This window comes from Bradyrhizobium amphicarpaeae, from assembly GCF_002266435.3.
Lineage (GTDB): Bacteria > Pseudomonadota > Alphaproteobacteria > Rhizobiales > Xanthobacteraceae > Bradyrhizobium > Bradyrhizobium amphicarpaeae.
The window spans coordinates 751532-774853 of sequence record NZ_CP029426.2; the positions used below are offsets into that span (position 1 = coordinate 751532).

Genomic DNA, 23322 nt, shown 5'->3' on the forward strand with positions numbered 1-23322 from the left:
TCGCGGGTCGCGGCGGGTGCAGGATGACGGCTTCAGCCCGGATTCTCCAGGCTGAACGTCTCCGACTGCTCATCATAGGCAAACAGCTCGGCGTAGCGGCCCCAGGACACGATCGTCTTGATCGTGTCGTCCGCATTCTCCTCGGACATGTAGTCCTCGAGCTCGTTGCGGAATCGGGTTGCAGGCGCGGTGTGCGAAGGACGCTCGTCCAGCACGCGTCGGATCAGTCCCATCACCGGCACGTAGGTGACGAGATGCTCGGCGAACAGCTTCTTGCGTGCGTCGGTCTCGATATTGGCAAAGCGCTTTCCCGCGTCCGTGAGCATCAGGTCGCCTTCGCTGAGCTGCGCAAAGCGCAGGAGCTGGAGCGAATCGCCGAGATGAATGATCTCGTCGGCTTCGAACTGGAGCTGGCTCGCGAGCACGGGCAGGTCGGCGTGTCCATGATAGGGCGGCGCGGCCAGCGTCTCGATCAGGCCCGAAAGAACGTTGGATGAGACGTGGTGCAGGACCATGCCGACGCCGGTGCCGGGAATGCCCTCTATCGAAGCTGCTCTCGGCTCGGCGCGCTGGGTCATGCGCGCGTAGATATTGTCGACGAGCTGCCGGAAATACGGATCGAGCCGGTTGCGCGGATGCTTCAGGTCGACCTTGATCTCGGTCGCGACCCGGCCCGGATTGGACGAGAACACCAGGATGCGATCGCACATCAGGACCGCTTCCTCGATGTTGTGCGTCACCATGAGGATCGACTTGATCGGTAGGCGGCCTTCGATCCAGAGATCGATCAAATCGGTGCGCAGCGTCTCTGCCGTGAGCACGTCGAGCGCAGAGAAGGGTTCGTCCATCAGCAGGAGATCGGGATGCACCACCAGCGCACGGGCGAAGCCAACGCGCTGGCGCATGCCGCCGGACAATTCCTTGGGATAGGCCGATTCGAAACCGTCGAGACCGATCAGGTCGATCGCGGCGAGTGCGCGCTTGCGGCGCTCGGCGGCATCAATTCCGAGCGCTTCCAGGCCGAGTTCGACATTCTGCAGCACTGTCAGCCAGGGAAACAGTGCAAACGACTGGAACACCATCGCGACGCCGTTCGGCGGGCCCACGATGGTCTCGCCGCGGCAGGTGGCGCTCCCCGAGGAAGGCGTGACGAGGCCAGCGATGATCCGGAGCAGGGTCGATTTGCCGGAGCCGGAGCGGCCGAGCAGGCCGACGATCTCACCGGAATGGATCGTGAGATCGACCTTGTCCAGCACCAGAAGCTGTTCGCCGCTGCCCTTGGGGAAGGACCGGCAGACGTCGCGGATGTCGACGAGGGCGGATGGCTTTACCTGGTCGAGCATGATTGTCCCTCCTCATCAGCCGAGACGCAGGCGGCGCTCGCCGAAGGCATAGAGTGGCCGCCAGAGCAGACGATTGAACAGCGTCACCATGATACACATCGTGGCGATTCCGAGCACGACCCGCGGAAAGTCGCCTGCCTCCGTCGCCGCGGCGATATAGGCTCCCAATCCTGTGGCCTGCAAATGCGTCTCGCCCCAGCTTGCGACCTCCGCGACGATGGACGCGTTCCACGAGCCGCCGGACGCCGTGATCGCGCCGGTGATGTAGTAGGGGAAAATGCCGGGCAGGATCACCTTGAACCACCAGCGCCATCCCCGGAGGTGGAAGCTGCCGGCGGCTTCGCGCAGGTCGGTCGGGAACGCGCTCGCACCCGCGATCACGTTGAACAGGATGTACCACTGCGTGCCCAGGATCATCAGCGGGCTCAGCCAGACATTGGCGCTCAACCGATAGTGGACGATGATGAAGACGAAGACGGGGAACGCGAGATTGGCAGGGAACGCCGCCAGGAACTGCGCCAGCGGCTGCACGCGCTCGGCGAGCTTGGGCCGAAGCCCGATCCAGACGCCGATCGGCACCCAGATCAGCGTGGCGATGCTGATCAGCACGATGACGCGCAGCAGGGTGATCATCCCGTCGCGGATTGCGATGAAGACGTCGGACAGGTCGAGGCTGGCCGAGAGGTAGCGATAGGTCAGCCAGGCGGCATAGGCCGTGCCGCTGAGGATCACGGCGACCCAGAACGCGTCGACGAGGCGCGAGGGGCGGCTCCGCTTGTTGCTTGCCGAAGGAGACAGCTTAGGCAGCGATATGCGCAAATTCGAGACCATCCTGTTCGCTGCTGTGAAGCGAAGCGTGAGGGCGCGCAGCGCGCGGGTGCGGCGGAACAGGTCGAGCATCCAGGAGCTCGGCGCCTCGCCGGAGGCGGTCTGCTCGAAGCGGAATTTGTCGGCCCAGGCGACGATCGGCCGGAACAGCAGTTGGTCATAGACGATGATGACGAGCAGCATCGCCAGGATCGCGTAGAAGATCGCGGAGAGGTTCTGCTGCTGGATCGCCATCGCCACATAGGAGCCGATGCCCGGCAGCGTCACCGTGGTGTTGCCGACGGTGATTGCCTCCGACGCCACCACGAAGAACCAGCCGCCCGACATCGACATCATCGCGTTCCAGATCAGGCCGGGCATCGCGAAGGGGACGTCGAGGCGCCAGAAGCGCTGCCAGCCGGAGAGATGGAAGCTTTGCGTTGCCTCCTCCAGATCCTTCGGCACGTTGCGCATCGACTGGTACATGCTGAACGTCATGTTCCAGGCCTGGCTGGTGAAGATCGCGAGCACCGAGGCGAGCTCCGCGCCGAGCACTTGGCCCGGAAACAGATTCATGAAGAAGACGACAGTGAAAGTGAGGAAGCCGAGGATCGGCACCGACTGCAGAATATCGAGCAGCGGGATCATCACCATTTCGGCGCGCCGGCTTTTTGCGGCGATCGCGGCATAGATGAAAGTGAAGATCGTCGAGCAGACGATGGCGAGCAGCATCCGCATCGTGGTGCGTAGCGCATAGAGCGGCAGATGGGACGGATCGAGCGACACCGGCGCGCGCTCGAGGTCGGACAGAGGCGCCGTGGTCTGCTCGCCGCCATAGACGATCAGCACCATGGCGCCGACGACCAGGATCAGTGCGGCTATGTCCCAGACATTGGGACGTAGCGCCTGCCCGATCGCGGCGCTACGAAAATCCTGGAGTCTCATGCGGCCTGCCCTTCTGGAAGGTTGGGCTGAAGTGGTGGGCTAGAACTCGGCGTGCAGGCGCCCCGAGAAGATCGAGACCGGCCCGCGGTCGGCGTTGTAGGCCGGATTTGTGATGAACTGGTAGTCGAACGTCATGGTCGTCCAGGAAGTGAGCTTCCAGGCATAATAGGCTTCGAGGATGCGCTCCGGACTGTAGTTGAGCTGTCCGTCGCCGATCAGCAGGCCGGTGCCGCCGGCAGCAAGGAAGTCGCGGTGCGCGGCGGAAAGCCCGTTGACGGCGCCGCCGATGCCGATCGTATCGTCCGGCCGCCCCCAAAAGCTGCCCTTGATCGACAGGCCGCCCGATACGCTGCGGTCGATATCGGTGAAGGACAGGATCTGGTTCTGGCCGTCATTCCAGCTCCCGCGCGCGAACAGCCCGACGTCCTTGACGATCTGCTGCTCGAGGTTGACGTAGAAGCCGTATTTCGAGCGGTCGCGCTGGTTGGCGACGGTGATGTCGTTGATGTCGAGCGCAGGGTTGGCAGCGGCGATCGCGACCACTTCGCGGTAATTGGCAGTATTGCCGCTGTTGTAGAACGCACCGACCCGCAGCTTGCCCGGCTGCTCGAAGATCGAATGGCGCTCCTCGAACTCGACGACCGCGCCGCCCGTCTTGTAAACCAGCGTATCGCTGTTGGGCGCATCGGGGACCTGGAACAGGCCGCCGCGCACCGCCCAATCCCTGCGATTGAGCTCGACCACGGCGCCGCGAGTGTAGCCCGGCAGATCGGCCGGGAAGTCGTAGGCCCCCGACGACCACATCGCCCAATTCATGAAGTCGGCGCGCGGGTCCTTGGCGTAGGAATTGCCGTCGAAGAAATCGCCGACGGCGAAGCGGCCGACGATCAGCGTGACGCGGTCGATATCGCGCTTGCCGGCAAGCTGGTTGGGGGCGTCCGGCACATCCTCCTGCTCGCCGCCGAGGCCGAAGGTCTGCTTGAAATAGTAACGCTGCGCACGGATTTTCGGGAATGGAGCGCCGGCCTTCTGCGCCTCGCCATTGGAGAAGCCGGCAAGGCCGAGCGTGCCGTTGATGCCAAAGCCCTGCGCCAATTCCGGATTGAAATAGAACTCGCCGCCGTCCCACAGCCGCGCGCCCAGGAAGGCCGTGGTCGTCCACGTCGCCTGAAACTGGCCGCTGCCGGGAAGGCTCTGCGGGCTCGCATAGGGCGAGCGGATCGGCCCGTAGCCTTGCGGCAGCAAAGTCGTCTGGGCGTGGACGTTCCAGTCGTTGGACTCGGGGAGTTTCGTCTTGCCGTTGACCGGCGCCATCCAGGGCGTGTCGCCAAACTGGTAATTCAGGCCAAGCTTGAACAGATGAACGCGCGGCTCGACCTCGACATTGGCAAGGCCGAAGCCGCTGAGATCGTAGGTTCGGCGCGACAGCGCGACGTAATCGTACTCGGCCTTTGCGGTCCAATTGCCGCTGACGGCGAATTCGAGGCCGAGTCCCGCCGTCCACCCGGTCTGATATTTTCCGACCGGAAACAGCTCCGAGACGCCATCGGCATCGTTGACGTTGATGTGCGTATGGCCCCAGGCGAAACCGCCGCTGACGAAGGGCATGAAACGGTCGAACGCGTAACCGATGCGGCCGCGCACGGTGCCGACATAGTCCAGCGTGGTGTTGAAGGGCGCGGGGGACCGTTCATGCGCGACGACGTCGCGAGCACCGCTGAACGTGGAGTCCGCTTCGATGCCGAGCACGACACGGTTGGCGAGCTGGCGATTATAGCCGAGCTGATAGCCGCCGCTGAACCCGGTGGCACTGGGCGGCAGGATCACGCCTTGCAGCGGCAATGAATTGGTGCCGGGTCCGAAGCTCGCATCGCCGTAGCCGAAATGACCGCCGGCATAGAAACCGGTCCAATCGTAAAGGGTCTTTGCTGCGCGCGCCTTCAGCGGCAGGTCAGCTGCCTGGCTTGCACACGGAACAACCAGCGCGCCCGATGCAATCGCCGCGGCCGTCCGCAAGTACCTGTAACGGTGACCTCTCAACGTCAACACACGCCCCCAAAACGCAAACATGCCCCAGCCGCCGACATCCCTGCCGATTCGCGGCGATCCTGTCACCAGGTTTGGGTTGGTCACGCGATCGGCCGAGATGATCTATTCGACGTGACGCCGTCCCAAGTCCCCGCAGCTGTTGCAATGTTTATTGCAATTAATTCGCAATAGCAACTATTGAGCATTGCAGCGGACGCTGGTTCGCATCTCTGTGTGACTGGACGGCAACAAATTTCCGCGGCTCCAAACGAATGACCCCGCCCGGGGGGACAGCCGGGCGGGGTCGGGGGCACGACACGGGGTGGATGAGGCGCCCGTGTCGGACGCAGGATCCACGTAAGATCGGCCTCAGGTACTCAGATCAGTAGCAGGTACGAACGCGGCCCATGTACTGGCCGAAAGCGTTGTACTGGGCGACCCAGCCGCAGCGGTGATAGCCGTAGTAATAGGGATCGTTGTTGGCGGCGATCGCGGAGCCGACGACGGCGGCGGTGGCGAGGCCGGCACCGACACCCCAGACCCAACCGGGCGGCTTGGCTTCGGCCGAGGAGGTGGTGGACACGATGCTGCCGGTGACGGCGAGGGTCGCGAGCGCGAGAGCGGCAATCTTGGTCTTGATCGACATATGAAACTCCATCCGGGTTGAGGCGGTCCGTTGTGGCCCGCGTGCCCAGTTTTGACGGAGGCTCCCCGCGTCCGGTTCGAATGCGGCAAATCCGCTCCCGGAGCGAGGAGTTTTCGTGAGTTAATCCAAGAGGATATGAGCTAACCGAGAGGTCCCTTGACGAGCCTGTTCACGTCGAAGTTATCGACCTCGCCCAGCAGCTCGCAAAAAGCACGGGCGCCCTGATCGATGAGTTGCTCGCCCTTCGCCGCCACGGCCAATGTCGCATTGCCGACGGCGCCGCAGGCGTTGAGATCCTGCGCCTGCCAGGCAAACGGCGCGGGCCGTTGCGTCGACAGCCAGCGATATTGCCGTTCCAGCGCGACGCTGCTCGCGGGAAAATCCGCGATCGCATCCTTGCGAACATGATCGGGATAGCGCGCCAGCATGATCGAGGTCTCGACCGCGCCGCCATGAATGCCGTGGCGCACTTCGTCGGCCGGGAACAGTTTGTCGGCGCCTGACAGGCGCGACCACGACGTCGTCACCACGAACAGTTTTTGATACGCGCGCAGATCCTGCGCGATCAGCATCATGGCCGCGCTGTTGCCACCATGGCTGGTGATGATGACGAGCTTCTTCACGCCGCGCCGCGCGACCTCCTCGCCGATGCCGGTCCATCGCTTCAGGGCGGTTTCGGTCGCCAGAGTCTGCGTGCCCGGATAGTCGATATGCTCGGTGGAAATCCCGACCGGTTCAACGGGAAGGAAAATGGCCGGAACACTCGGAGGCAACAGCTCGCGGACACGTGCGAGATAGGCGTCCGCGATCAGAACGTCGGTCTCGAACGGCAGATGCGGGCCGTGCTGCTCGGTTGCCGCCAGCGGCAGCACCGCGATCCAGCGCGACGTGTCCGCGGGGGGCGCATCGGCCCAGCGGATTTCGGTCCAGTCGCGGGATGGCGTCATTGAGTATTCTTTGGAGGTTTCATTGCCCGAATTTGTCACGTAATTTGGGGTATCAGGGGATGCGGGCCCGGCCGGCTCGCGTCCCCTGATGTCATGCGGTTTTATCGCGTTGCGTTCACATGAGCCAGACGCGATTGGCCGGAAGCGATCGACGGAGTGCCATTATGACCCCCTTCCATCTGCGGCGAGCGCTCATTGCGGGCTTGATGGTGGCTTTCGTCTGGTGCGTCGGGGCGCAGGCCGAGACGCTGGACAAGGTGACTTTCGGCACCAATTGGGTCGCGGAGGCCGAGCACGGCGGCTTCTTCCAGGCGGTCGCCGACGGCACCTACAAGAAATACGGTCTCGACGTCACCATCGTTCCCGGCGGTCCGAATGAGAACAACCGGATGCTGCTGATCGCCGGCAAGATCGATTTCTTCATGGCCGCGAACACGCTGATGTCGTTCGATGCGGTTGCCAACAACGTGCCTGTCGTGACCATCGCCGCGATCTTCCAGAAGGATCCGCAGGTGATGCTGACGCAGCCGGATGCCAAGGTCAGCAAGATCGAGGATCTCAAGCCGCTGACGCTGTTCGTTTCCAAGGAGGGCATGGGCAGCTATTTCCAGTGGCTGAAGTCCGAATACGGTTTCAACGAGAAGAACGTCCGCCCCTATAATTTCAATCCGCAGCCCTTCATCGCCAACCCCAAGAGCGCGATGCAGGGCTACGTCACCTCCGAACCGTTTGCGGTGGAGAAGGCCGCCGGTTTCAAGCCCAATGTGCTGCTGCTGGCCGATTACGGCTTCAATACCTATTCGACCCTGATCGAGACGCGCCGCGACGTCGTCGAGAAGAAGCCCGACCTCGTCCAACGTTTCGTCGATGCCTCCATGATCGGCTGGTACAACTATATCTACGGCGACAATTCCGCCGGCAATGCCATGATCAAGCAGCTCAATCCCGAAATGACCGACGATCTGCTGAAATACTCCGTCGCCAAGATGAAGGAGTACGGCATCGTCGATTCCGGCGACTCCGTGAAGAACGGCATCGGCGCGATGAGCGACGATCGTTACACCTCCTTCTTCAACAAGATGGTCAAGGCCGGTGTCGTGAAGGGCGATCTCGACTTCCGCAAGTCCTATACGCTGCGCTTCGTCAACAAGGGCGTCGGCGTCGAGCTGCGCCCGAGCAAGCCGTAGCGCAAGGTCGATGTCGTCAGTCAAAACCTCGCCCGCAGCCGACGCCGGCCTGACGCATCTTGCCGTCAGCCTGCGCGGCGTGACGAAGACCTATGACAACGGCGTCATGGCGCTCGGGCCGTTCGACCTCACCGTCCGCAAGGGCGAGTTCATCTCGCTGCTGGGCCCGTCCGGTTGCGGCAAGTCGACGGTGTTGCGGTTGATCGCCGAGCTCAGCGCGCCGTCCTCCGGCATCGTGCGGGTGGCCCATCGCGAGGGCGTGGTGCAGCCGGGTCACGGCATCGGCTTCGTGTTTCAGGAGCCGACCCTGATGCCCTGGACCAGCGTGCGCGAGAATGTGCGGCTGCCGCTGAGGCTCGCAGGCGTGCCGAAGGCGGAGGCGCGCGGGCGTGCCGACGCGGCGCTGGCCAGCGTCGGGCTCGCCGATTTCGCCGATGCGTTTCCGCGCGAGCTCTCCGGCGGCATGAAGATGCGGGTGTCGCTGGCGCGCGCGCTGGTCACCGAGCCGGATATCCTTTTGATGGACGAGCCGTTCGCCGCGCTCGACGAGATCACGCGCTTCCGCCTCAACAACGATCTGCTCGCGCTGTGGCGCAGCCTCGGCAAGACCGTCATCTTCGTCACCCATTCGGTGTTCGAATCCGTCTATCTGTCGCAGCGCGTTGTGGTGATGACGGCACGGCCCGGCCGCATCCAGGCCGATATCCGCATCGAGGCGGTCGAGCCGCGCGGCGAGGCGTTTCGCACCTCGACAGCCTATGGCGACTATTGTCGCAAGGTCTCCGACGCGCTTGCGCCGTCTTATTCGGGACAGCCGCTGCTATGAACGCCCAGCCCGCGATCGTTTCACGGCCGCCAGCGGCGCAACGCGCGATGCGCCTGCTGCTTCCGGTCATCGTCTTCGCGATCGGCCTGATCGTCTGGGAACTGGTGGTCCGCCGCAAGGGCATCCCCCCTTACGTGCTGCCGGCCCCCTCCGTGATCATCCTGACATTGATCAAGGACTGGGCGGTGCTGTCGCAATCGCTCGCCACCACGCTTCTGACCACGCTCGAAGGGTTCGTCGCGGCCAGCATCGGCGGCATTGCGCTGGCGCTGCTGTTCAACCAGTCGAAATGGGTGGAATATTCGCTGTTCCCCTATGCCATCGTCCTCCAGGTCACCCCTGTCATCGCGATCGCGCCGCTGCTGCTGATCTACCTGGAACAGCAGACCGCGGTCGTGGTCTGCGCCTTCATCGTCGCCTTTTTCCCGGTGCTGTCCAACACCACGCTCGGGCTCAATTCGGTCGATCGCAATCTCGCCGGCCTGTTTCAGCTTTATGGCGCCTCAAAGCCGCAGACGCTGCGGTTTCTGAAGCTGCCCGCCGCACTGCCCTACATCCTCGGGGGCCTGCGCATCGCCGGCGGCCTGTCGCTGATCGGCGCGGTCGTGGCCGAGATCGCGGCGGGAACGGCAGGCGCCGGCTCCGGCCTCGCCTACAGGATCGCCGAATCCGGCTACCGCTTGAACATACCCCGCATGTTCGCAGCGCTGCTGCTGTTGTCGCTGGCCGGGATTGTCATCTATGGGGTGCTGGCGCTAGTTTCGCACCTCGTTTTACGGCGCTGGCATGAGAGCGCGCTTGGAAAGGAAAACTGATGGCTGCCGGTTCGATTTCGTCCGAAAAGATCGACCTTCTGATCTATGGGCCGGTGCGGCCGATCCTCGAGAACGGGTTTTCCGACCATTTCGTCGTGCACAAGGCCGAGACGCGCGGCGACCTCGAGCGCCTGACCCCGGCGATCCGCGAAAAAATCCGCGGCGTGGCGGTGACCTATCACACCGTCCGCGCCGACAAGGAATCGCTGTCGCAGCTGCCCAAGATCGAGATGGTGGCGAGCTTCGGTGTCGGCTACGACCATATCGACGCCAAATATGCCGCCGAGCATAACATCATTGTCACCAACACGCCCGACGTGCTGACCGAGGAGGTCGCCGACGTCGCGATGGGCCTGCTGATCTCCACCTTGCGTGAATTCGTCAAGGCCGACCGCTACGTGCGCTCCGGCCTCTGGCAGACCCAGAACTATCCGCTCAGCGTCGGCTCGCTGCGCGACCGCAAGGTCGGCATCGTCGGCATGGGCCGGATCGGCCAGGCCATCGCGCGCCGGCTCGACGCCTCGCTGGTGCCGGTGGTCTATCACTCGCGCAACCCGTCCAAGGACGTCTCGTACAAGCATTACCCTGATCTGATCGAGATGGCGAAGGCGGTGGATACGCTGATGGTGATCGTGCCCGGCGGCGCGGCTACCAACAAGATGATCAACGCCGAGGTGTTCAAGGCGCTCGGCCCGCGCGGCGTGCTGATCAACGTCGCGCGCGGCTCGGTGGTCGACGAGCCGGCGCTGGTGCAGGCGCTGAAATCCGGCACCATCCTGGCCGCCGGCCTCGACGTGTTCGCGGCCGAGCCGACCGTGCCGGACGAGCTCAAGGCGATGCAGAACGTCGTGCTGCTGCCGCATATCGGCTCGGCCTCGGTGGTGACGCGCAACGCCATGGACCAGCTCGTGGTCGACAACCTCAAATCATGGTTCTCAGGAAAGGCGCCGTTGACGCCGGTCGCCGAAACGCCGTTCAAGGGGCGCTGATGCGAACTCTTCGGGTCGTCGCATTCTCCGTCGCGGCCCAATTGGCCGTGATCGGCGCCGTCGCGGCCTCCCTGGCCGCGATCGGCATCGCGCATGCGCAGGATGCGACGACGCTGAAGAAGGAGATGCTCGGGCAGTGGGAGCTCTCGACCACCGAACGCAGCAAGACCTGCGTCGTCACGATCAAGGGCGACCCGGTCGCGCTGGGATTCAAGCTCGAACTCGAGCCGGCCTGCAAGACCGCGCTGCCCTTCACCAAGGACATCGTCGCCTGGAGCGTCAGGGGCCTCGATATCGTCCGTCTGCAGGATGCGACCGGTGAAGCCGTGATCGACTTCACCGAGGTCGAGGCCGGCATCTTCGAAGGCCTGCGCCAGGGCGAGGGCGTCTACATCCTGCAGGATCTCGCCGCCGCGCGCTCGATGGCCAAGTCGATGGACCAGATGATCGGCGATTGGGCCATGGTGCGCGGCAACGGCCAGCCGGTCTGCGGGCTGACGCTGACCAACACGGAAGCCGGCCCCGACAATTTCCAGGTCTTCCTCAAGCCGAAATGCGACTCGGCCGTCGCGCAGTTCAACCCGACCCAATGGCGGCTCGAGCGTGGCCAGATCATCCTGATGTCGAAATCGGGCGACGTCTGGCAATTCGAGGCCGACGACAACGCGCAGTGGCGGCGCGTCCCCGATACCGCCGATCCCCTGATCATGCTGCGGCAGTAGGCGGCCCATTTCATTGGGATACCCGCATGGCCAAACGCGTCCTCGCGATCGGCATCGAACCCGGCAGTGTCGACTACAGTGCATTCCCGCAGCTCACGCCGGAGCTCGTGCGCAGCTACATCGAGGCGCAGCTGCTACGCCTGCGTGATCTCGGCTTCGAGGTCACGAGCTGCCTGATCGATCTCGACGCCACCGCGGAAGCCGGCGTCGCGGCGGCGCTGCGCGACCAACACTTCGACTGCATCGTGATCGGCGCCGGACTGCGCGAGCCCAGGGAGCGCCTCGTGCTGTTCGAGAAGGTGCTCAATCTCGTCCACCGCCTCGCGCCGGAGGCCGCGATTTGCTTCAACACCAATCCGGCCGACACCGTCGATGCAGTGCGGCGTTGGATCGAGCCTTGAACAGCGGCCGCGCCCGCCCTTGCGTCTTCGGGCCCGGCGAGCCGTGGTGCTGGCAGGCCCGGTATCGGATCCGTGCTTTCCTTTGCGATGGCTCAATAACGGCGGCCGCCGCCCGGGGTAGGTTTTCTTCGATTATCGTGCCGGCCGCCAGTTCCGAAATTGGGGGATGGCGCCGACTTTACTCTGCCCCAGGCGCGACGCATGTGTGCCGGCAAACTGGAGGATTCGGAATGCTTCGCGGAATTGCTCTTGGAATTGCAGCCTGTCTCGCGGTTGCTGTAACCATGCCGGTTCGTGAGGCGGTAGCCCAGGACGCCATCGGCGGCGCCATCATCGGCGGTATCGGCGGTGCGGTCGTCGGCGGCGCGATTGGGGGAGGCCGCGGCGCTGCCATCGGCGCCGTCGTCGGTGCCGGCACGGGCGCTGCGATCGCCTCCGAAGGCGAGCGTCGCCGCTCCGGCTACTACGCCTATCAGCGGGGCTGCTACATGCAGCGCCCGGACGGATACTACGTCCGGGTCAATCCGAGATATTGCTATTGAGCGATCGGGCTCAATTGCATCGCCCGACGGTGCCGCTGGCGGCGCCGGCCTCGAAATCGCCCGGCGCGATCGCGTGCCCGTCGAAGAGCACGCCGATCTGGTTGCCGATTCCGAATTGCTCGGACCCGCGGCGGCGTTGATTGAGCAGCTGGACGATGTTCCACTCGTCGTGGGACCCGGCGCTGAACGTGACCGCAGCGCGCAGTGCATAGTAGTTGCGGAAGCCGCGTTTGCTGAGCCCGCCGGCATTCACGGTCTTCACCAGATCGGGATCTGATCCAAGCCGCCGGTCGAAATAGGCCTCGATCCTGTCCGCATCGCCCGCGCCGGTAAGTCCGAAAAACTGTGCGAAATCGGTCGGACCGGCGAAGTAGAAGAAGTCGATATCCTCGCCATAGCCTCCGCGCCCTTCGAGGATCTGGGTCCACATATACATGTAGTCCGCGCCTGTGGCCGTCTCCGGCAGATTGCCCTCTGCGCCCGGATTGAGAACCCAGGTCGCTGACGATCCAAATCGCTGCTCGATCCGCTCCTTGGTTTTCTGGGCAACATCCCGGTTCACTCCGAAATAGCCGCCGCCCAGCGTCGACAGCGGGATGCTCAGATAGCCAATCATCCTGCCGGTCGCGCGCTGGTCTGCGAGGAGTTGTCTGACCCTTGCGACATTGGCGGCGATCGCGTCCCGATTTGCCGCCGTGACGCAATAACAGACGTTGGTCAGGGTGCAGGCGGTGGTCTTTTCGACAGGCGTCGGCCATATGCTGTTGAGGATCTGCGCAAGACGCGCGCCGCCCTTGGCGAGCTGATCGTGCTTCAATTCGGCCTGCTTGGTCGCATACGCCGCCTCATCGTCAACACGCACCTCCCATCGGCCGCGATTCGCTGCGGCGAAGCTCAGGCCGGCGAATGCCGCATGCGAGACCATGACCGTCTCGCTTGCCCAGGTCGCCGCAAGCGCGTCGATCGGTCCGGGTGTCTTCCCGACCGCTTTCGCCTTCTTGATCAAATCCGGGCTCGCATTCTCGCCGAGGTCTTCCGCAATCGCGTCCCATTGGCTGTGCAGATTGTTCTCGGCAGGGCCGAGCAGGTTGCCGCCCCGCGTCTCGGTCGCGGGATTGAAGTCGCCCTGGTCCGGATTCACGAGCTGGCCGGACTGATCGAGGTAGACGGCGCCAACATGCAGCGGCTGGTGCAGATCGCCGACGAAATGCGCCAGCAACAGCAACGCTTCCTTCTTGTCGCGGATCGAGAACGGCAGCGGCGCCGGATTTCCGCGAAGGACCGAAATCGCGGCATTGATGGCGCCAACGATATCGTGGTCGCTGGTGCCGACATAGCCGCGCTTGTAATCGTCGTGCTGGATGGCGACGTCGGCGAAATGGTAGGCTTCGCCGCAGCCGTGCCCCTTCGCGGCTTCGCAATCCAGCCAGTTGCGCGAAACATAGTCCTCCATGCGTGCTGTCTCGGCCGGCGTCTCGAAGGCCGTGCAGGGAATCCGGTATTCCGGCTTGGTCGGCGCGTAGCGGAAGGTCCCGTCGGGCAACCGCGCCACGCTGCGGACGCAATCGGCCCAGGGGGCCGCGACGCGGAGCTCGAAGCCGAGAATGTTGGCGACCTGCTGCCGCGCGTTGGGACCGAGCAGTTGATCCGCAATGGCGCCGGTCACCTCGTGGCCCTGATAGGCCCAGGCGAAGGCGCGTTCGCTGAAGCTGATGAAGGCGATCACGGCAATGACAAAAATCCGAGCGGCCATGGAGATCTCCAAAAAAGAGCGATCGGAAAAGTGGCCGCGCCTGACGCGGCCGTCTCTGCAATGATACTACCTTACATCGTGTGATGGAATTATTGCAATCCGAGGCCCCGCGGTCCGGTCATCCCTGGATCAGCCGTAACCCGCGCAGGCTTGCGTGCCCGTTCCGGCCGACGATGATGTGATCATGCACGGCAATGCCCAGCGGCTTGGCGATGTCGATGATCGCCTTCGTCATCTGGATGTCGGCTTGCGACGGTGAGGGATCGCCGGAGGGATGGTTGTGCACCAGGATCAGCGCAGTCGCCGATAATTCCAGCGCGCGTTTGATCACCTCGCGCGGATAGACCGGGGTGTGGTCGACCGTGCCGGTCTGCTGCACCTCGTCGGCGATCAGCTGGTTGCGCTTGTCGAGGAACAGCAGGCGAAACTGTTCCTTGTCGGCAAACGCCATGCTGGAGCGGCAATAATCGATCACCTCGTTCCAGGACGACAGCGCGTTGCGGCTGTTGACCTCGCCTTTGGTCACGCGGCTCGCGGCAGCCGCGATCAATTTGAGCTGGTTGATCGCGGCCTCGCCGACACCGTCGACCTCGCGCAGGCGCGCGACAGGGGCGTGCACGACCTCGGCGAACGAGCCGAAAATCTTGATCAGCGCCTTTGCCAGCGGCTTGGTGTCGCGCCGCGGCAGCGCCGGAAACAGCGCCATCTCCAGCAGTTCGTAATCGCTCAGCGCATCCGCACCCGCGCTGTAGAAGCGCTCGCGCAGCCGCTCGCGATGGCCGAGATAGTGCGGCGCGTCGTCAGGCTTGCTCTTGTCGTGGTCCGGCTTGGCGGGCATCGCCGCCAGCATTGCCGGGGACCCGCGTTTTTGCAACCGTCAATTGCGGGGCGGCGAGATTGGTTAGTACCCAGCGGACGCGCCTAAAAGCTCACCCGACCTGCTTCTCGCCGTGCCGCTCCGACAGCGTGAAAATCTCGACGCCCGTCGCGGTCACGCCGACGGAGTGCTCGAACTGCGCCGACAGCGAGCGGTCGCGGGTGACGGCGGTCCAGCCGTCGGAGAGGATCTTCACATGCGGCTTGCCGAGATTGATCATCGGCTCGATCGTGAAGAACATGCCGGGCTTGAGCTGCACGCCTTCGCCGGGCCGGCCGATATGAATGATGTTCGGCTCGTCGTGGAACATGCGCCCGAGGCCGTGGCCGCAGAAATCGCGCACCACGCTCATGCCCTGCGGCTCGACGAAGCTCTGGATGGCGTGGCCGATGTCGCCGGTGGTGGCGCCGGGCTTCACCGCGGCGATGCCGCGCATCATCGCTTCATAGGTCACCTCGATAAGCCGCTCGGCCTTGCGTGCGATCGGGCCGACCGCATACATCCGGCTTGAATCGCCGTACCAGCCGTCGACGATGAAGGTGACGTCGATGTTGACGATGTCGCCTTCCTTCAGCGGACGGTCGCCGGGCATGCCGTGGCAGACCACGTGGTTGAGCGAGGTGCAGGTCGAGTAGCGATAGCCGCGATACATCAGCGTCGCCGGATAGGCGCCATGGCTGAAGGCGAAGTCGCGGACGAACTGGTCGATGCGCTCGGTCGGGACGCCGGGGCCGACGATGTCGGTGAGCTCGTCGAGGCACTTCGCCACCAGCGCGCCCGCCTTGCGCATGCCGGCAAACGCGCTCGGTCCATGCAGCTTGATCTGTCCGGTCTTGCGCAGGGAGGTATCGGAGGCTTCGACGTAGCTCATGCGGGGCTGGTCTCGATGACGGCGGAAAGGCTTGAATTCAGGCCCCAATCTAATGATTGCGGGCTTTCGTGCAAGCCAAGGTTGGCAGCCCTGCGCCCGAAAGCGGGCCTAATTCGGGACTTCTACGGTGGTTTCCACCGGCAGCGCGCCGCCCCGGATGCGGATCTCGCGGACGGGGTAGGGAACCCGGATGCCCTCGCGCTTGAAGGCGTCCCACAGCGCCAGCATCACGTCGCTCTTGACGTTGTCCATGCCGTCGGGGTCCGCAATCCAGAAGGTCAGCGAGAACTTCATCCCGGCTTCCGCGAACTCGGTCAAAATGCTGTTCGGCGGCTTGCCCTTCTGCGCGCGGGGATGGGCGGCCGCGGTCTCGGCGGCGAGCCTGGTGACCAACCTCGGGTCGGCGTCGTAATTGGTGCCGAAGGCGATCTTCACCAGCGTGTTCTTGTCGGTATAGGTCCAGTTGACGACCTTCTGCGTCACCAGGTCCTCGTTCGGGATCAGGAACTCACGGCCGTCGCCGGCGGCGACGGAAATATAGCGCGTCTTCATCGCGCTGATGCGGCCGGTATTGTCGCCGATGGTGACGAGGTCGCCGGGCTTCACCGATTTGTCGGCGAGCAGGATGATGCCTGAGATGAAGTTGGCGACGATCTTCTGCAGGCCGATACCGATGCCGACGCCAACCGCGCCGGAGAACACCGCGAGCGCCGACAGGTCGATGCCGACCGCGCCGAGCGCAATGACGATTGCGATGGCAAGAAGCCCGATGCGGATGATCTTGACCAGCAGCACCTGCACCGACGGCGTCAGATCGGTGGTTGCGTTGATCCGGCTCTCGGCGAAATTGCTCGCGATGTTGGTGGCCCAGAGCGCGATCAGCAGGAGCGCGCCGGCCTTGAGGACCAGCAGCGGGGTCAGCCTGAGGCCCCCGAGCACGATCGCGTAGGCGTCGAGCAGATCGACGGTCGTATCGAGCTGGCCGAGGATGGACAGCGCGGCGACGAACCACGCCGTGATCGACACCAGGCGGACGATGAAGGCATTGCGCAGCACCGTCGTCACCAGCCGGATCACGAGCCAGGCGAAGCCCAGCTTGGCGGCGACCATCAGCAGATAGGAGCGGCTCGGCCAGGTCGCGTGGTACATCACCACGCGGGAGACGATCACGAGCAGCGTGAACACCGCCGTCGAGGCGCTGGAGACCATCACCCGGGCGAAGTGCCGGAGCGGCAGCGGCCAGCGCATCGCCAGCGAGCTCATGTCGACCCGGTTGCGGATGGCGGTGTCCGCGGCATAGGCGATGCCGGCCGCGGCCAGGATGAGACCGAATTGCAGGTAGAACCAGGGCGAGGAGATTTCCGCCCCGACGCTGCGCGCCGTGGTTTGCACGAACTCCATGAAGTCCTTGAGGTCCATGTCCATCGGTCTCGTCGGCAAACAAGGGAGGAATTGATTCGAGGGAGCCGCAGAATCCCACAAAGGGCGCGGCCGGGCCATCGATACACCGGCATGTGATGGGCGTTAAGGCCGTAAAACGCGGGCAGATTGCCGCGAGCGGGAGAAATGGGTTGGCGTGCCCGGGCCGCAACGATATGGAATGCCCCTCCAGCTGTTTTTGCCCGGAAGGTGGATGGCTTCCCTCGACTCCGTCAGCATCGCCATATTGCTCGGTGCCGTCCTCGTGATGGCCGGTATCCTGTCGAGCCTGCTTGCGCTGCGCTTCGGCGCGCCCTTGCTGCTCGTCTTCCTCTTGATCGGCATGCTCGCCGGCGATTCCGGCCCCGGCCAGCTTCAGTTCGACGACGTCCGCACCACCTATCTGGTCGGCTCCGTCGCGCTGGCCCTGATCCTGTTCGACGGCGGCCTGAAGACGCGCTTTGCCAGCATCCGGACCGTGCTCGCGCCGTCCGTGGTGCTCGCGACCGTCGGCGTGCTCTTGACCGCGCTGATCACGGCGCCGTTCGCCAAATACGCGCTCGACCTCAACTGGACGGAGTCGCTGCTGGTCGGCGCCGTGGTGGCCTCGACCGACGCCGCCGCGGTGTTCCTGCTGGTGCACACCCAGGGCCTGCGTCTGCGCCCGCGCGTCGGTGCGACGCTGGAGGCCGAATCCGGCACCAACGATCCTTTCGCGATCTTCCTGACCCTGATGCTGGTCGAATACATTTCGCTGGGATCGAGCTCCGCAGGCCACGTGCTGATGGAGTTCGTCCAGGAGGCGGTGCTGGGCGCCGTGGTCGGCGTCATCGGCGGGCGTCTGGTCGTGCTCGCGCTCAACAAGGTCGCGCTGCCGCAGGGGCTGCACGCGCCGTTCGTCACGACCGCGGCGCTCGTGATCTTCGGCGGCTCGCAGATCATGCACGCCTCCGGCTTTCTCGCGGTCTATCTGGCCGGCATCATCATCGGCAACCGGCCGACCCGCGCGCATAATTCGGTGGTGACCTTCCTCGATGCCGCGACCTGGTTGGCGCAGATCGTGATGTTCGTGCTGCTCGGCCTGCTGGTCTCGCCGAGCCGGCTCGGCGCCAGCATTTTGCCGGCGGTCGGGGTCGCCTTCGTGCTGATGCTGGTGGCGCGGCCGATCGCGGTATTCGTGTGCCTGGCGCCGTTCCGCTTCAACTGGCGCGAAAAGACCTTCATCGCCTGGACCGGCCTGCGCGGCGCGGTCGCGATCTTCCTGGCCTCGATCCCGATGCTGGTCGGCTTGTCCAAGGCCTATCTCTATTTCGACGTCGCCTTCGTCGTCGTCATCATCTCGCTGTTGCTGCAGGGCTGGACCCTGGCGCCCGCCGCGCGCAAGCTGCACGTGGCGCTGCCGCGCGCCGAGCGCGGCCCGCGGCGTGTCGAGCTGGATCTGCCCGGGCAGCTCGAGCAGCAGCTGGTCGGCTATCCGGTGCGGCCCAAGAGCCTGTATTTCCGCCGCGGCCTGATCCCGTCCTGGTCCAAGCCGACGCTGGTGATCCGCAACGAGAACATCCTGACGCCGCTGGAGGCCGACCCGATCGCGCCCGGCGACTACATCTACCTGCTGGCCCCGCCGGAAAAGGCCGAGTCGCTCGACCGCTTCTTCGTCGACATGCAGCCGAGCTCGGCGCCCGATCCGCATCTGCTCGGCGACTTCCTGGTCTCCGGCGAGCACACGCTGGCCGAGCTTGCCGGCATCTACGGCGTCAAGGTCGGCGAGGACGAGAGCAAGCTGACCCTCGCCGACTATTTCGACGTCCATCTCGACCGCGCCCCGAAAGAGGGCGCCGAGCTGCCGCTGGACGAGATCGTGCTGGTCGCGCGCAGCATCTCCGGCGGCCGCGTCAACGTCGTCGGCCTGCGCCTTCCGGAAGAAGACGAGACGCCGCCGACGCCGACGCGCGCGCAGGCGCTGCGGCGCAAGCTGGCGGATGTATGGATTTCGGTGGCGGGGATTTAGGAACGCCCTCGTGTCCCGGACGCGCTGCAACGCGCAAGCGTTGCTGCGCTGAGCCGGGACCCATGGCGCGGCGTGGGGCCCGGCTCTGCGATGCATCACTGCGTGCTGCATCGCGTCCGGGGCACGACACTCTCTTTACGACAGCATCTTCACCCCGCCGAGACTCGTCACCCGTCCCTGCTTCAGCATCACGATCTGGGTGGCGAGCTGGCGCAGTTCGGCGACGTCGTGGCTGACATAGACCATGGGGACATTGGCCTCGTCGCGCAGCCGCACCAGGTAGGGCAGGATCTCCAGCTTGCGGCCCTCGTCGAGCGCGCCGAGCGGTTCGTCGAGCAACAGCAGCCGCGGCTTTGCCAGCAAAGCGCGTCCGAGCGCGACGCGCTGGCGTTCGCCGCCGGAGAGCTTTCCGGGGCGGCGGTCGAGCAGAGCGCCGATGTCGAGCAGCTCGATGACGCGTGTGTGCTGCGCCGGATCGGGCGCGAGGCGGTTCATGCGCCGTCCATAATCGAGATTCTGCGCGACGCTGAGGTGCGGGAACAGCCGCGCGTCCTGGAACACGTAGCCGATGCGGCGGCGCCAGGTCGGCGCATGGACGCCGGCCGCGGTGTCGTCGACGATCTCGCCGTCGATCACGATGGTGCCGCGGTCGGGCCGCAGCAGGCCGGCGATCATGTTGACCAGCGACGTCTTGCCGGCACCGGATGCGCCGAACAGGCCGATGACACGGCCTTGGCTGGTGAAATCGGCCTGGAGCGAGAATTCGCCGAGCTGTTTTTCGATGTCGACCCGCAGCATGGTCAGTTCCCGTGCAGGCGCGCAGTGGCGCGGCGGGCGAACCATTCGGCGGCGATCAGTGCGCCCAGCGCCAGCACGATCGAGACGATCACGAGCCGGCCTGCCGCAGCGTCGCCGTCGGGGGTCTGGATCAGCGAATAGATCGCCGACGAGATCGTCTGGGTCTCGCCGGGAATGTTGGAGACGAAGGTGATGGTGGCGCCGAACTCGCCGATCGCTTTGGCAAAGCCCAGCACCATGCCGGCGAGCACGCCCGGCAACGCCAGCGGCAGCGTCACCGTAAAGAACACCTTCCACGGCGCGGCACCCAGCGTCTCCGCCGCCTGCTCGAGCCTGCGATCGACCGCCTCGATCGACAGCCGCATCGGGCGCACCAGCAGCGGGAACGACATCACGCCGCAGGCCAGCGCCGCGCCGGTCCAGCGGAACGAGAACACGATGCCGAGATAATCGGCGAGGAAGCCGCCGACGAGGCCGCGGCGGCCGAACGTCAGCAGGAGCAGATAGCCGGTGACGACCGGCGGCAGCACCAGCGGCAGATGCACGACGGCGTCGAGCATCGACTTGCCCCAGAAATCGCGTCGCGCCAGCAGCCATGCCAGCGCGACGCCGAATGGCGTCGCCACCAGCGTTGCGATGATCGCGACCCTGAGCGAGAGCAGGATCGCGGTCCATTCGGCGGGAGAGATGTCTGACATCAAGTGATGAATATCAGGTCGCAAGACTTAAGTGATGGGGCTGACCAGGAACTTGAAGCCGTATTTTTCCAGGATGGTCTTGGCGGCGGAGGAGCGCAGGAAGGCGAGATAGTCGCCGGTCCCGTCCTTCGCAATCGTGGTCGCGGCGACCGGATAGATGATCGCGGGATGCGACTCCGCCGGGAAGGTGCCGACGATCTTGACGCCGGGCTCGACCTTGGCGTCGGTGGAATAGACGATGCCGAGATTGGCCTCGCCGCGCGCGACCAGCGTCAGCGCCGCACGCACGCTCTCGGCCATGGCGAATTTCGGCTCGGCGGCCTGCCATGCCCCGAGGCTCGTAAGCGCCGCCTTGGCGTATTTGCCGACCGGCACCGACTTGACGTCCCCGGTCGCGATCCTGCCGTCGCCGGCGAGTTTGGCCAGGTCGAAACCTTGCGTGATGGTGACGTTGTCCACCTTGGAATCCTTCGGCGCGATCAGCACGATGCTGTTGCCGAGCAGGTTCACTCGGGAAGGCTCGTTGATGGTCTTCCTGGAGATCGCGTAATCCATCCAGTCGGTGTCGGCCGAGACGAACACGTCGGCCGGCGCGCCCTGCTCGATCTGCTTGGCGAGCACCGAGCTTGCGGCATAGCTGACCGAGAACTTGATGCCGGTCTTGGCGGTATAGGCCGCGTCGACCTCGTCGAGCGCGTTCTTCATCGATGCCGCGGCGAACACGGTGATGGTCTTGTCCTCGGCGCTGGCGGGCGAGCGGGCCGCGCTTGCGAGGATCACGAAGGCGGCGAAAAGTCCTGAAATACGTAACATGGGAGCGCTCCGTGCGAGTCCGCGCGCGCAGGATGCACGCACAGGTCTGGCGTTGGTGGGTCAGGTCGCGACGGGTGGAAGCGCTGTCCACGGGGCCCGGCTGCGGCTTACGGCCGGCAGGGATATCGCAATCGCGAAGATAGCAGGCTGGCGCCTGAGGTCAAAGGGCGACTGTTGGTCCGGTCATAGGCTATTGCCCGGGCAGGATCGCGATCGAGACTGAATTCTCCTTGGCGCCGCTGATCTGGAGCACGAAGGGCTGCGCCGACAGCTCGTATTTCACGGTCTTGCGGATGCCGTCGCAATCGGTGGCACCGCTGAAGGCCACGGGTTTGAGGACGTGCCCATCCTGGACCACGTCGATCCAGGCGCCGGTGGACAGGCTGATCGTGTAGAGCCCGGCCTTGGCGGACTTGATGCGCGTGAAGCCGGCAAAGCTGCCGTCCTTGGGCGCGCGCTCCGGCGGCGTCGGCAGTTTTGCATCACTTGAGGCCGCCAGCGCCAATTTGACTGCCGCGGACGGCAACGCCGCCTGCTCGCTGCCCGATGCGAGCGTCGCGCGATCTGGAGCGGTGAGCGCGGCACGCTCCCGCTCGATCGGCCATTTGAACTTGTCGCAGCCGCTGGGCTCCTCAGCAGCAAGAGCGGAGGTCGCGCCGAACGAGAGCGCAGCGAGGACGGCGAGGACGCGCATGTGAAATCCCATCGTTGGCCCTGCGAACGGCGCGAGGCTTGCGGTCAGGTTTGTTTGAATGACGGGATGCGCGTCCCGGGGGCCGCGGGCTTACGGCGGAGCGGCCAGCCAACCCTAGCGCACTATTATGACGTGAACCAACCAACGAGTTCGTCATCCCGGAGGCGCGCTTGCCCGGGGACGACAGCATTGGGTGAGGTGGCAGCCGCGCCTTACGGCTTTGCATCCGCCGCGTGCAGCACCACCTTGCAGGCGGCTGGCATCTGCGCCAGCGTCATCGGCGGCTTCGGTTTTGGCGGCTCCGGCGGCGGCTTGGGGTGCAGCACCGCGTCGGAGAACCAATAGGCGAGATCGGCGGGCTTGCAGCCTTCGTCCTCGGATTGAGACGGCTGGCCCTCGCATTCGCCGGCCCCTGCGGGGCAGCGCATGCGGATGTGGAAGTGGTAGTCGTGGCCCCACCAGGGGCGGATCTTCGACAGCCAGGCGCGGTCGCCCTTGGCCTCGCGGCACAGCGCCTTCTTGATCGCGGCATTGACGAAAATGCGCTGCACCGCCGGCTCCCGCGCCGCGTCGCGCAGCACCAGGACATGGCTCGGGGTGAACACCTTTGGATCGACGTCGAGCCGGTCCTGGCGCACCATCATCACCGCCGACATGTCCTCGCGCTCCTCGCGCGAGAGGCGGTGGTCTGGCGAGGGCGTCAGCCAGATGTCGGCATCGAGACCGATCTGATGGCTGGCATGGCCCGACAGCGCCGGGCCGCCGCGCGGCTGGGCGATGTCGCCGACCAGGATGCCGGGCCATCCCGCGTCCTTGTGCGCCCTGGCCGCGAGCCGCTTGATCAGGGCGATCATGTCGGGGTGGCCATAGCTGCGATTGCGCGACAGCCGCATCACCTGCCAATGGTCGCCGTTGACCGGGATCTGCTCGGCGCCGCCGATGCAGCCCCTGGTGTAGGAACCGATGACATGCGCCGCCCCCTTCGACGGCAGCAGCTTGCGCGCGAACAGCTCCTTGGCGGCGATATCGGGGGCGTTGGGATTGGCGAGCGGCGGCAGCGGCTTCGGATTGACGCTGCCCTTGTCCTGGGCCAGCGCGCCCCCGGCGGCCAGGAGCGTCATGACGAGCAGGAGAGGGGTGAGGCGGCGGAGACTCATGCGCAGCCCTTATAACCCAACACGGCGCCGGGGTTA

The 23322-nt window shown here is 65.0% G+C and carries 22 protein-coding genes; 8 read left to right on the forward strand and 14 right to left on the reverse strand.

Features of this window, described 5'->3' with window-relative positions; all coding sequences use genetic code 11:
• Positions 1-32 precede the first annotated feature (32 nt).
• From CIT40_RS03700 to CIT40_RS03720, 5 genes are all read right to left on the reverse strand, one after another.
• Positions 33-1343 carry an ABC transporter ATP-binding protein gene (locus tag CIT40_RS03700; protein ID WP_094890855.1) on the reverse strand — a complete coding sequence of 437 codons (1311 nt, stop codon included), beginning with the start codon at positions 1341-1343 and terminating at the stop codon, positions 33-35.
• 15 nt (positions 1344-1358) lie between these two features.
• The gene (locus tag CIT40_RS03705) at positions 1359-3095 is read right to left on the reverse strand and encodes an ABC transporter permease (RefSeq protein WP_094890854.1); all 1737 of its coding nucleotides are present in this window, start codon (positions 3093-3095) and stop codon (positions 1359-1361) included.
• A gap of 39 nt (positions 3096-3134) precedes the next feature.
• Entirely contained in the window at positions 3135-5165 is a 2031-nt protein-coding gene (locus CIT40_RS03710; RefSeq protein ID WP_094890853.1) for a carbohydrate porin, read from the reverse strand.
• A 340-nt stretch (positions 5166-5505) separates the two neighbouring features.
• Positions 5506-5769 carry a hypothetical protein gene (locus CIT40_RS03715; RefSeq protein WP_162307337.1) on the reverse strand — a complete coding sequence of 88 codons (264 nt, stop codon included), beginning with the start codon at positions 5767-5769 and terminating at the stop codon, positions 5506-5508.
• A gap of 140 nt (positions 5770-5909) precedes the next feature.
• Positions 5910-6716, reverse strand: coding sequence for a creatininase family protein (locus CIT40_RS03720; protein WP_094890851.1), 807 nt, complete (start codon positions 6714-6716; stop codon positions 5910-5912).
• Positions 6717-6880: 164 nt separating this feature from the next.
• Here CIT40_RS03720 and CIT40_RS03725 point away from each other — a divergent pair, with 164 nt between their 5' ends.
• From CIT40_RS03725 to CIT40_RS03755, 7 genes are all read left to right on the forward strand, one after another.
• Positions 6881-7903 (forward strand): ABC transporter substrate-binding protein, encoded by a 1023-nt coding sequence (locus tag CIT40_RS03725; protein ID WP_094890850.1) that lies wholly within the window; start codon positions 6881-6883, stop codon positions 7901-7903.
• 10 nt (positions 7904-7913) lie between these two features.
• On the forward strand, positions 7914-8729 hold the full coding sequence (locus CIT40_RS03730) for an ABC transporter ATP-binding protein (protein ID WP_094890849.1): 816 nt from the start codon (positions 7914-7916) through the stop codon (positions 8727-8729).
• Positions 8726-9544: an ABC transporter permease gene (locus tag CIT40_RS03735; RefSeq protein ID WP_094890848.1), complete on the forward strand. Its 819-nt coding sequence runs from the start codon at positions 8726-8728 to the stop codon at positions 9542-9544. The genes CIT40_RS03730 and CIT40_RS03735 overlap by 4 nt, the downstream gene beginning before the upstream one ends.
• Entirely contained in the window at positions 9544-10533 is a 990-nt protein-coding gene (locus CIT40_RS03740; protein WP_094890847.1) for a 2-hydroxyacid dehydrogenase, read from the forward strand. Before CIT40_RS03735 ends, CIT40_RS03740 begins: the two co-directional genes overlap by 1 nt.
• On the forward strand, positions 10533-11255 hold the full coding sequence (locus tag CIT40_RS03745) for an AprI/Inh family metalloprotease inhibitor (protein ID WP_094890846.1): 723 nt from the start codon (positions 10533-10535) through the stop codon (positions 11253-11255). Before CIT40_RS03740 ends, CIT40_RS03745 begins: the two co-directional genes overlap by 1 nt.
• Before the next feature lie 26 nt (positions 11256-11281).
• The gene (locus CIT40_RS03750; RefSeq protein WP_094890845.1) at positions 11282-11656 is read left to right on the forward strand and encodes a hypothetical protein; all 375 of its coding nucleotides are present in this window, start codon (positions 11282-11284) and stop codon (positions 11654-11656) included.
• Between the two features lie 230 nt (positions 11657-11886).
• Positions 11887-12198 carry a YMGG-like glycine zipper-containing protein gene (locus CIT40_RS03755; protein ID WP_094890844.1) on the forward strand — a complete coding sequence of 104 codons (312 nt, stop codon included), beginning with the start codon at positions 11887-11889 and terminating at the stop codon, positions 12196-12198.
• A gap of 10 nt (positions 12199-12208) precedes the next feature.
• Here the strand turns inward: CIT40_RS03755 and CIT40_RS03760 are convergent, their stop codons facing one another.
• From CIT40_RS03760 to CIT40_RS03775, 4 genes are all read right to left on the reverse strand, one after another.
• Entirely contained in the window at positions 12209-13951 is a 1743-nt protein-coding gene (locus CIT40_RS03760) for a S1/P1 nuclease (protein WP_094890843.1), read from the reverse strand.
• 118 nt (positions 13952-14069) lie between these two features.
• Positions 14070-14789, reverse strand: a complete 720-nt coding sequence (gene radC / locus CIT40_RS03765; RefSeq protein ID WP_094891063.1) for a RadC family protein — start codon at positions 14787-14789, stop codon at positions 14070-14072.
• Between the two features lie 91 nt (positions 14790-14880).
• Complete coding sequence (gene map / locus CIT40_RS03770; protein WP_094890842.1) at positions 14881-15699, reverse strand: type I methionyl aminopeptidase; 819 nt, start codon at positions 15697-15699, stop codon at positions 14881-14883.
• 108 nt (positions 15700-15807) lie between these two features.
• The gene (locus CIT40_RS03775) at positions 15808-17124 is read right to left on the reverse strand and encodes a mechanosensitive ion channel family protein (RefSeq protein ID WP_094890841.1); all 1317 of its coding nucleotides are present in this window, start codon (positions 17122-17124) and stop codon (positions 15808-15810) included.
• Positions 17125-17332: 208 nt separating this feature from the next.
• Here CIT40_RS03775 and CIT40_RS03780 point away from each other — a divergent pair, with 208 nt between their 5' ends.
• Complete coding sequence (locus CIT40_RS03780) at positions 17333-19126, forward strand: potassium/proton antiporter (protein WP_094890840.1); 1794 nt, start codon at positions 17333-17335, stop codon at positions 19124-19126.
• Between the two features lie 135 nt (positions 19127-19261).
• On the opposite strand, the gene modC is transcribed toward CIT40_RS03780, so the two are convergent.
• The 5 genes from modC to mepA all read right to left on the reverse strand — a co-directional run bounded on the left by modC (position 19262) and on the right by mepA (position 23286).
• A complete protein-coding gene (modC, locus tag CIT40_RS03785; RefSeq protein ID WP_094890839.1) occupies positions 19262-19924 on the reverse strand; it encodes a molybdenum ABC transporter ATP-binding protein in 663 nt (220 codons plus the stop codon).
• A gap of 2 nt (positions 19925-19926) precedes the next feature.
• Positions 19927-20622 carry a molybdate ABC transporter permease subunit gene (gene modB, locus CIT40_RS03790; RefSeq protein ID WP_094890838.1) on the reverse strand — a complete coding sequence of 232 codons (696 nt, stop codon included), beginning with the start codon at positions 20620-20622 and terminating at the stop codon, positions 19927-19929.
• Between the two features lie 27 nt (positions 20623-20649).
• The gene (modA, locus tag CIT40_RS03795) at positions 20650-21435 is read right to left on the reverse strand and encodes a molybdate ABC transporter substrate-binding protein (protein WP_094890837.1); all 786 of its coding nucleotides are present in this window, start codon (positions 21433-21435) and stop codon (positions 20650-20652) included.
• A gap of 190 nt (positions 21436-21625) precedes the next feature.
• Positions 21626-22129: a hypothetical protein gene (locus CIT40_RS03800; RefSeq protein WP_244611907.1), complete on the reverse strand. Its 504-nt coding sequence runs from the start codon at positions 22127-22129 to the stop codon at positions 21626-21628.
• Between the two features lie 212 nt (positions 22130-22341).
• Entirely contained in the window at positions 22342-23286 is a 945-nt protein-coding gene (mepA, locus tag CIT40_RS03805; RefSeq protein WP_094890835.1) for a penicillin-insensitive murein endopeptidase, read from the reverse strand.
• Positions 23287-23322 lie beyond the last annotated feature (36 nt).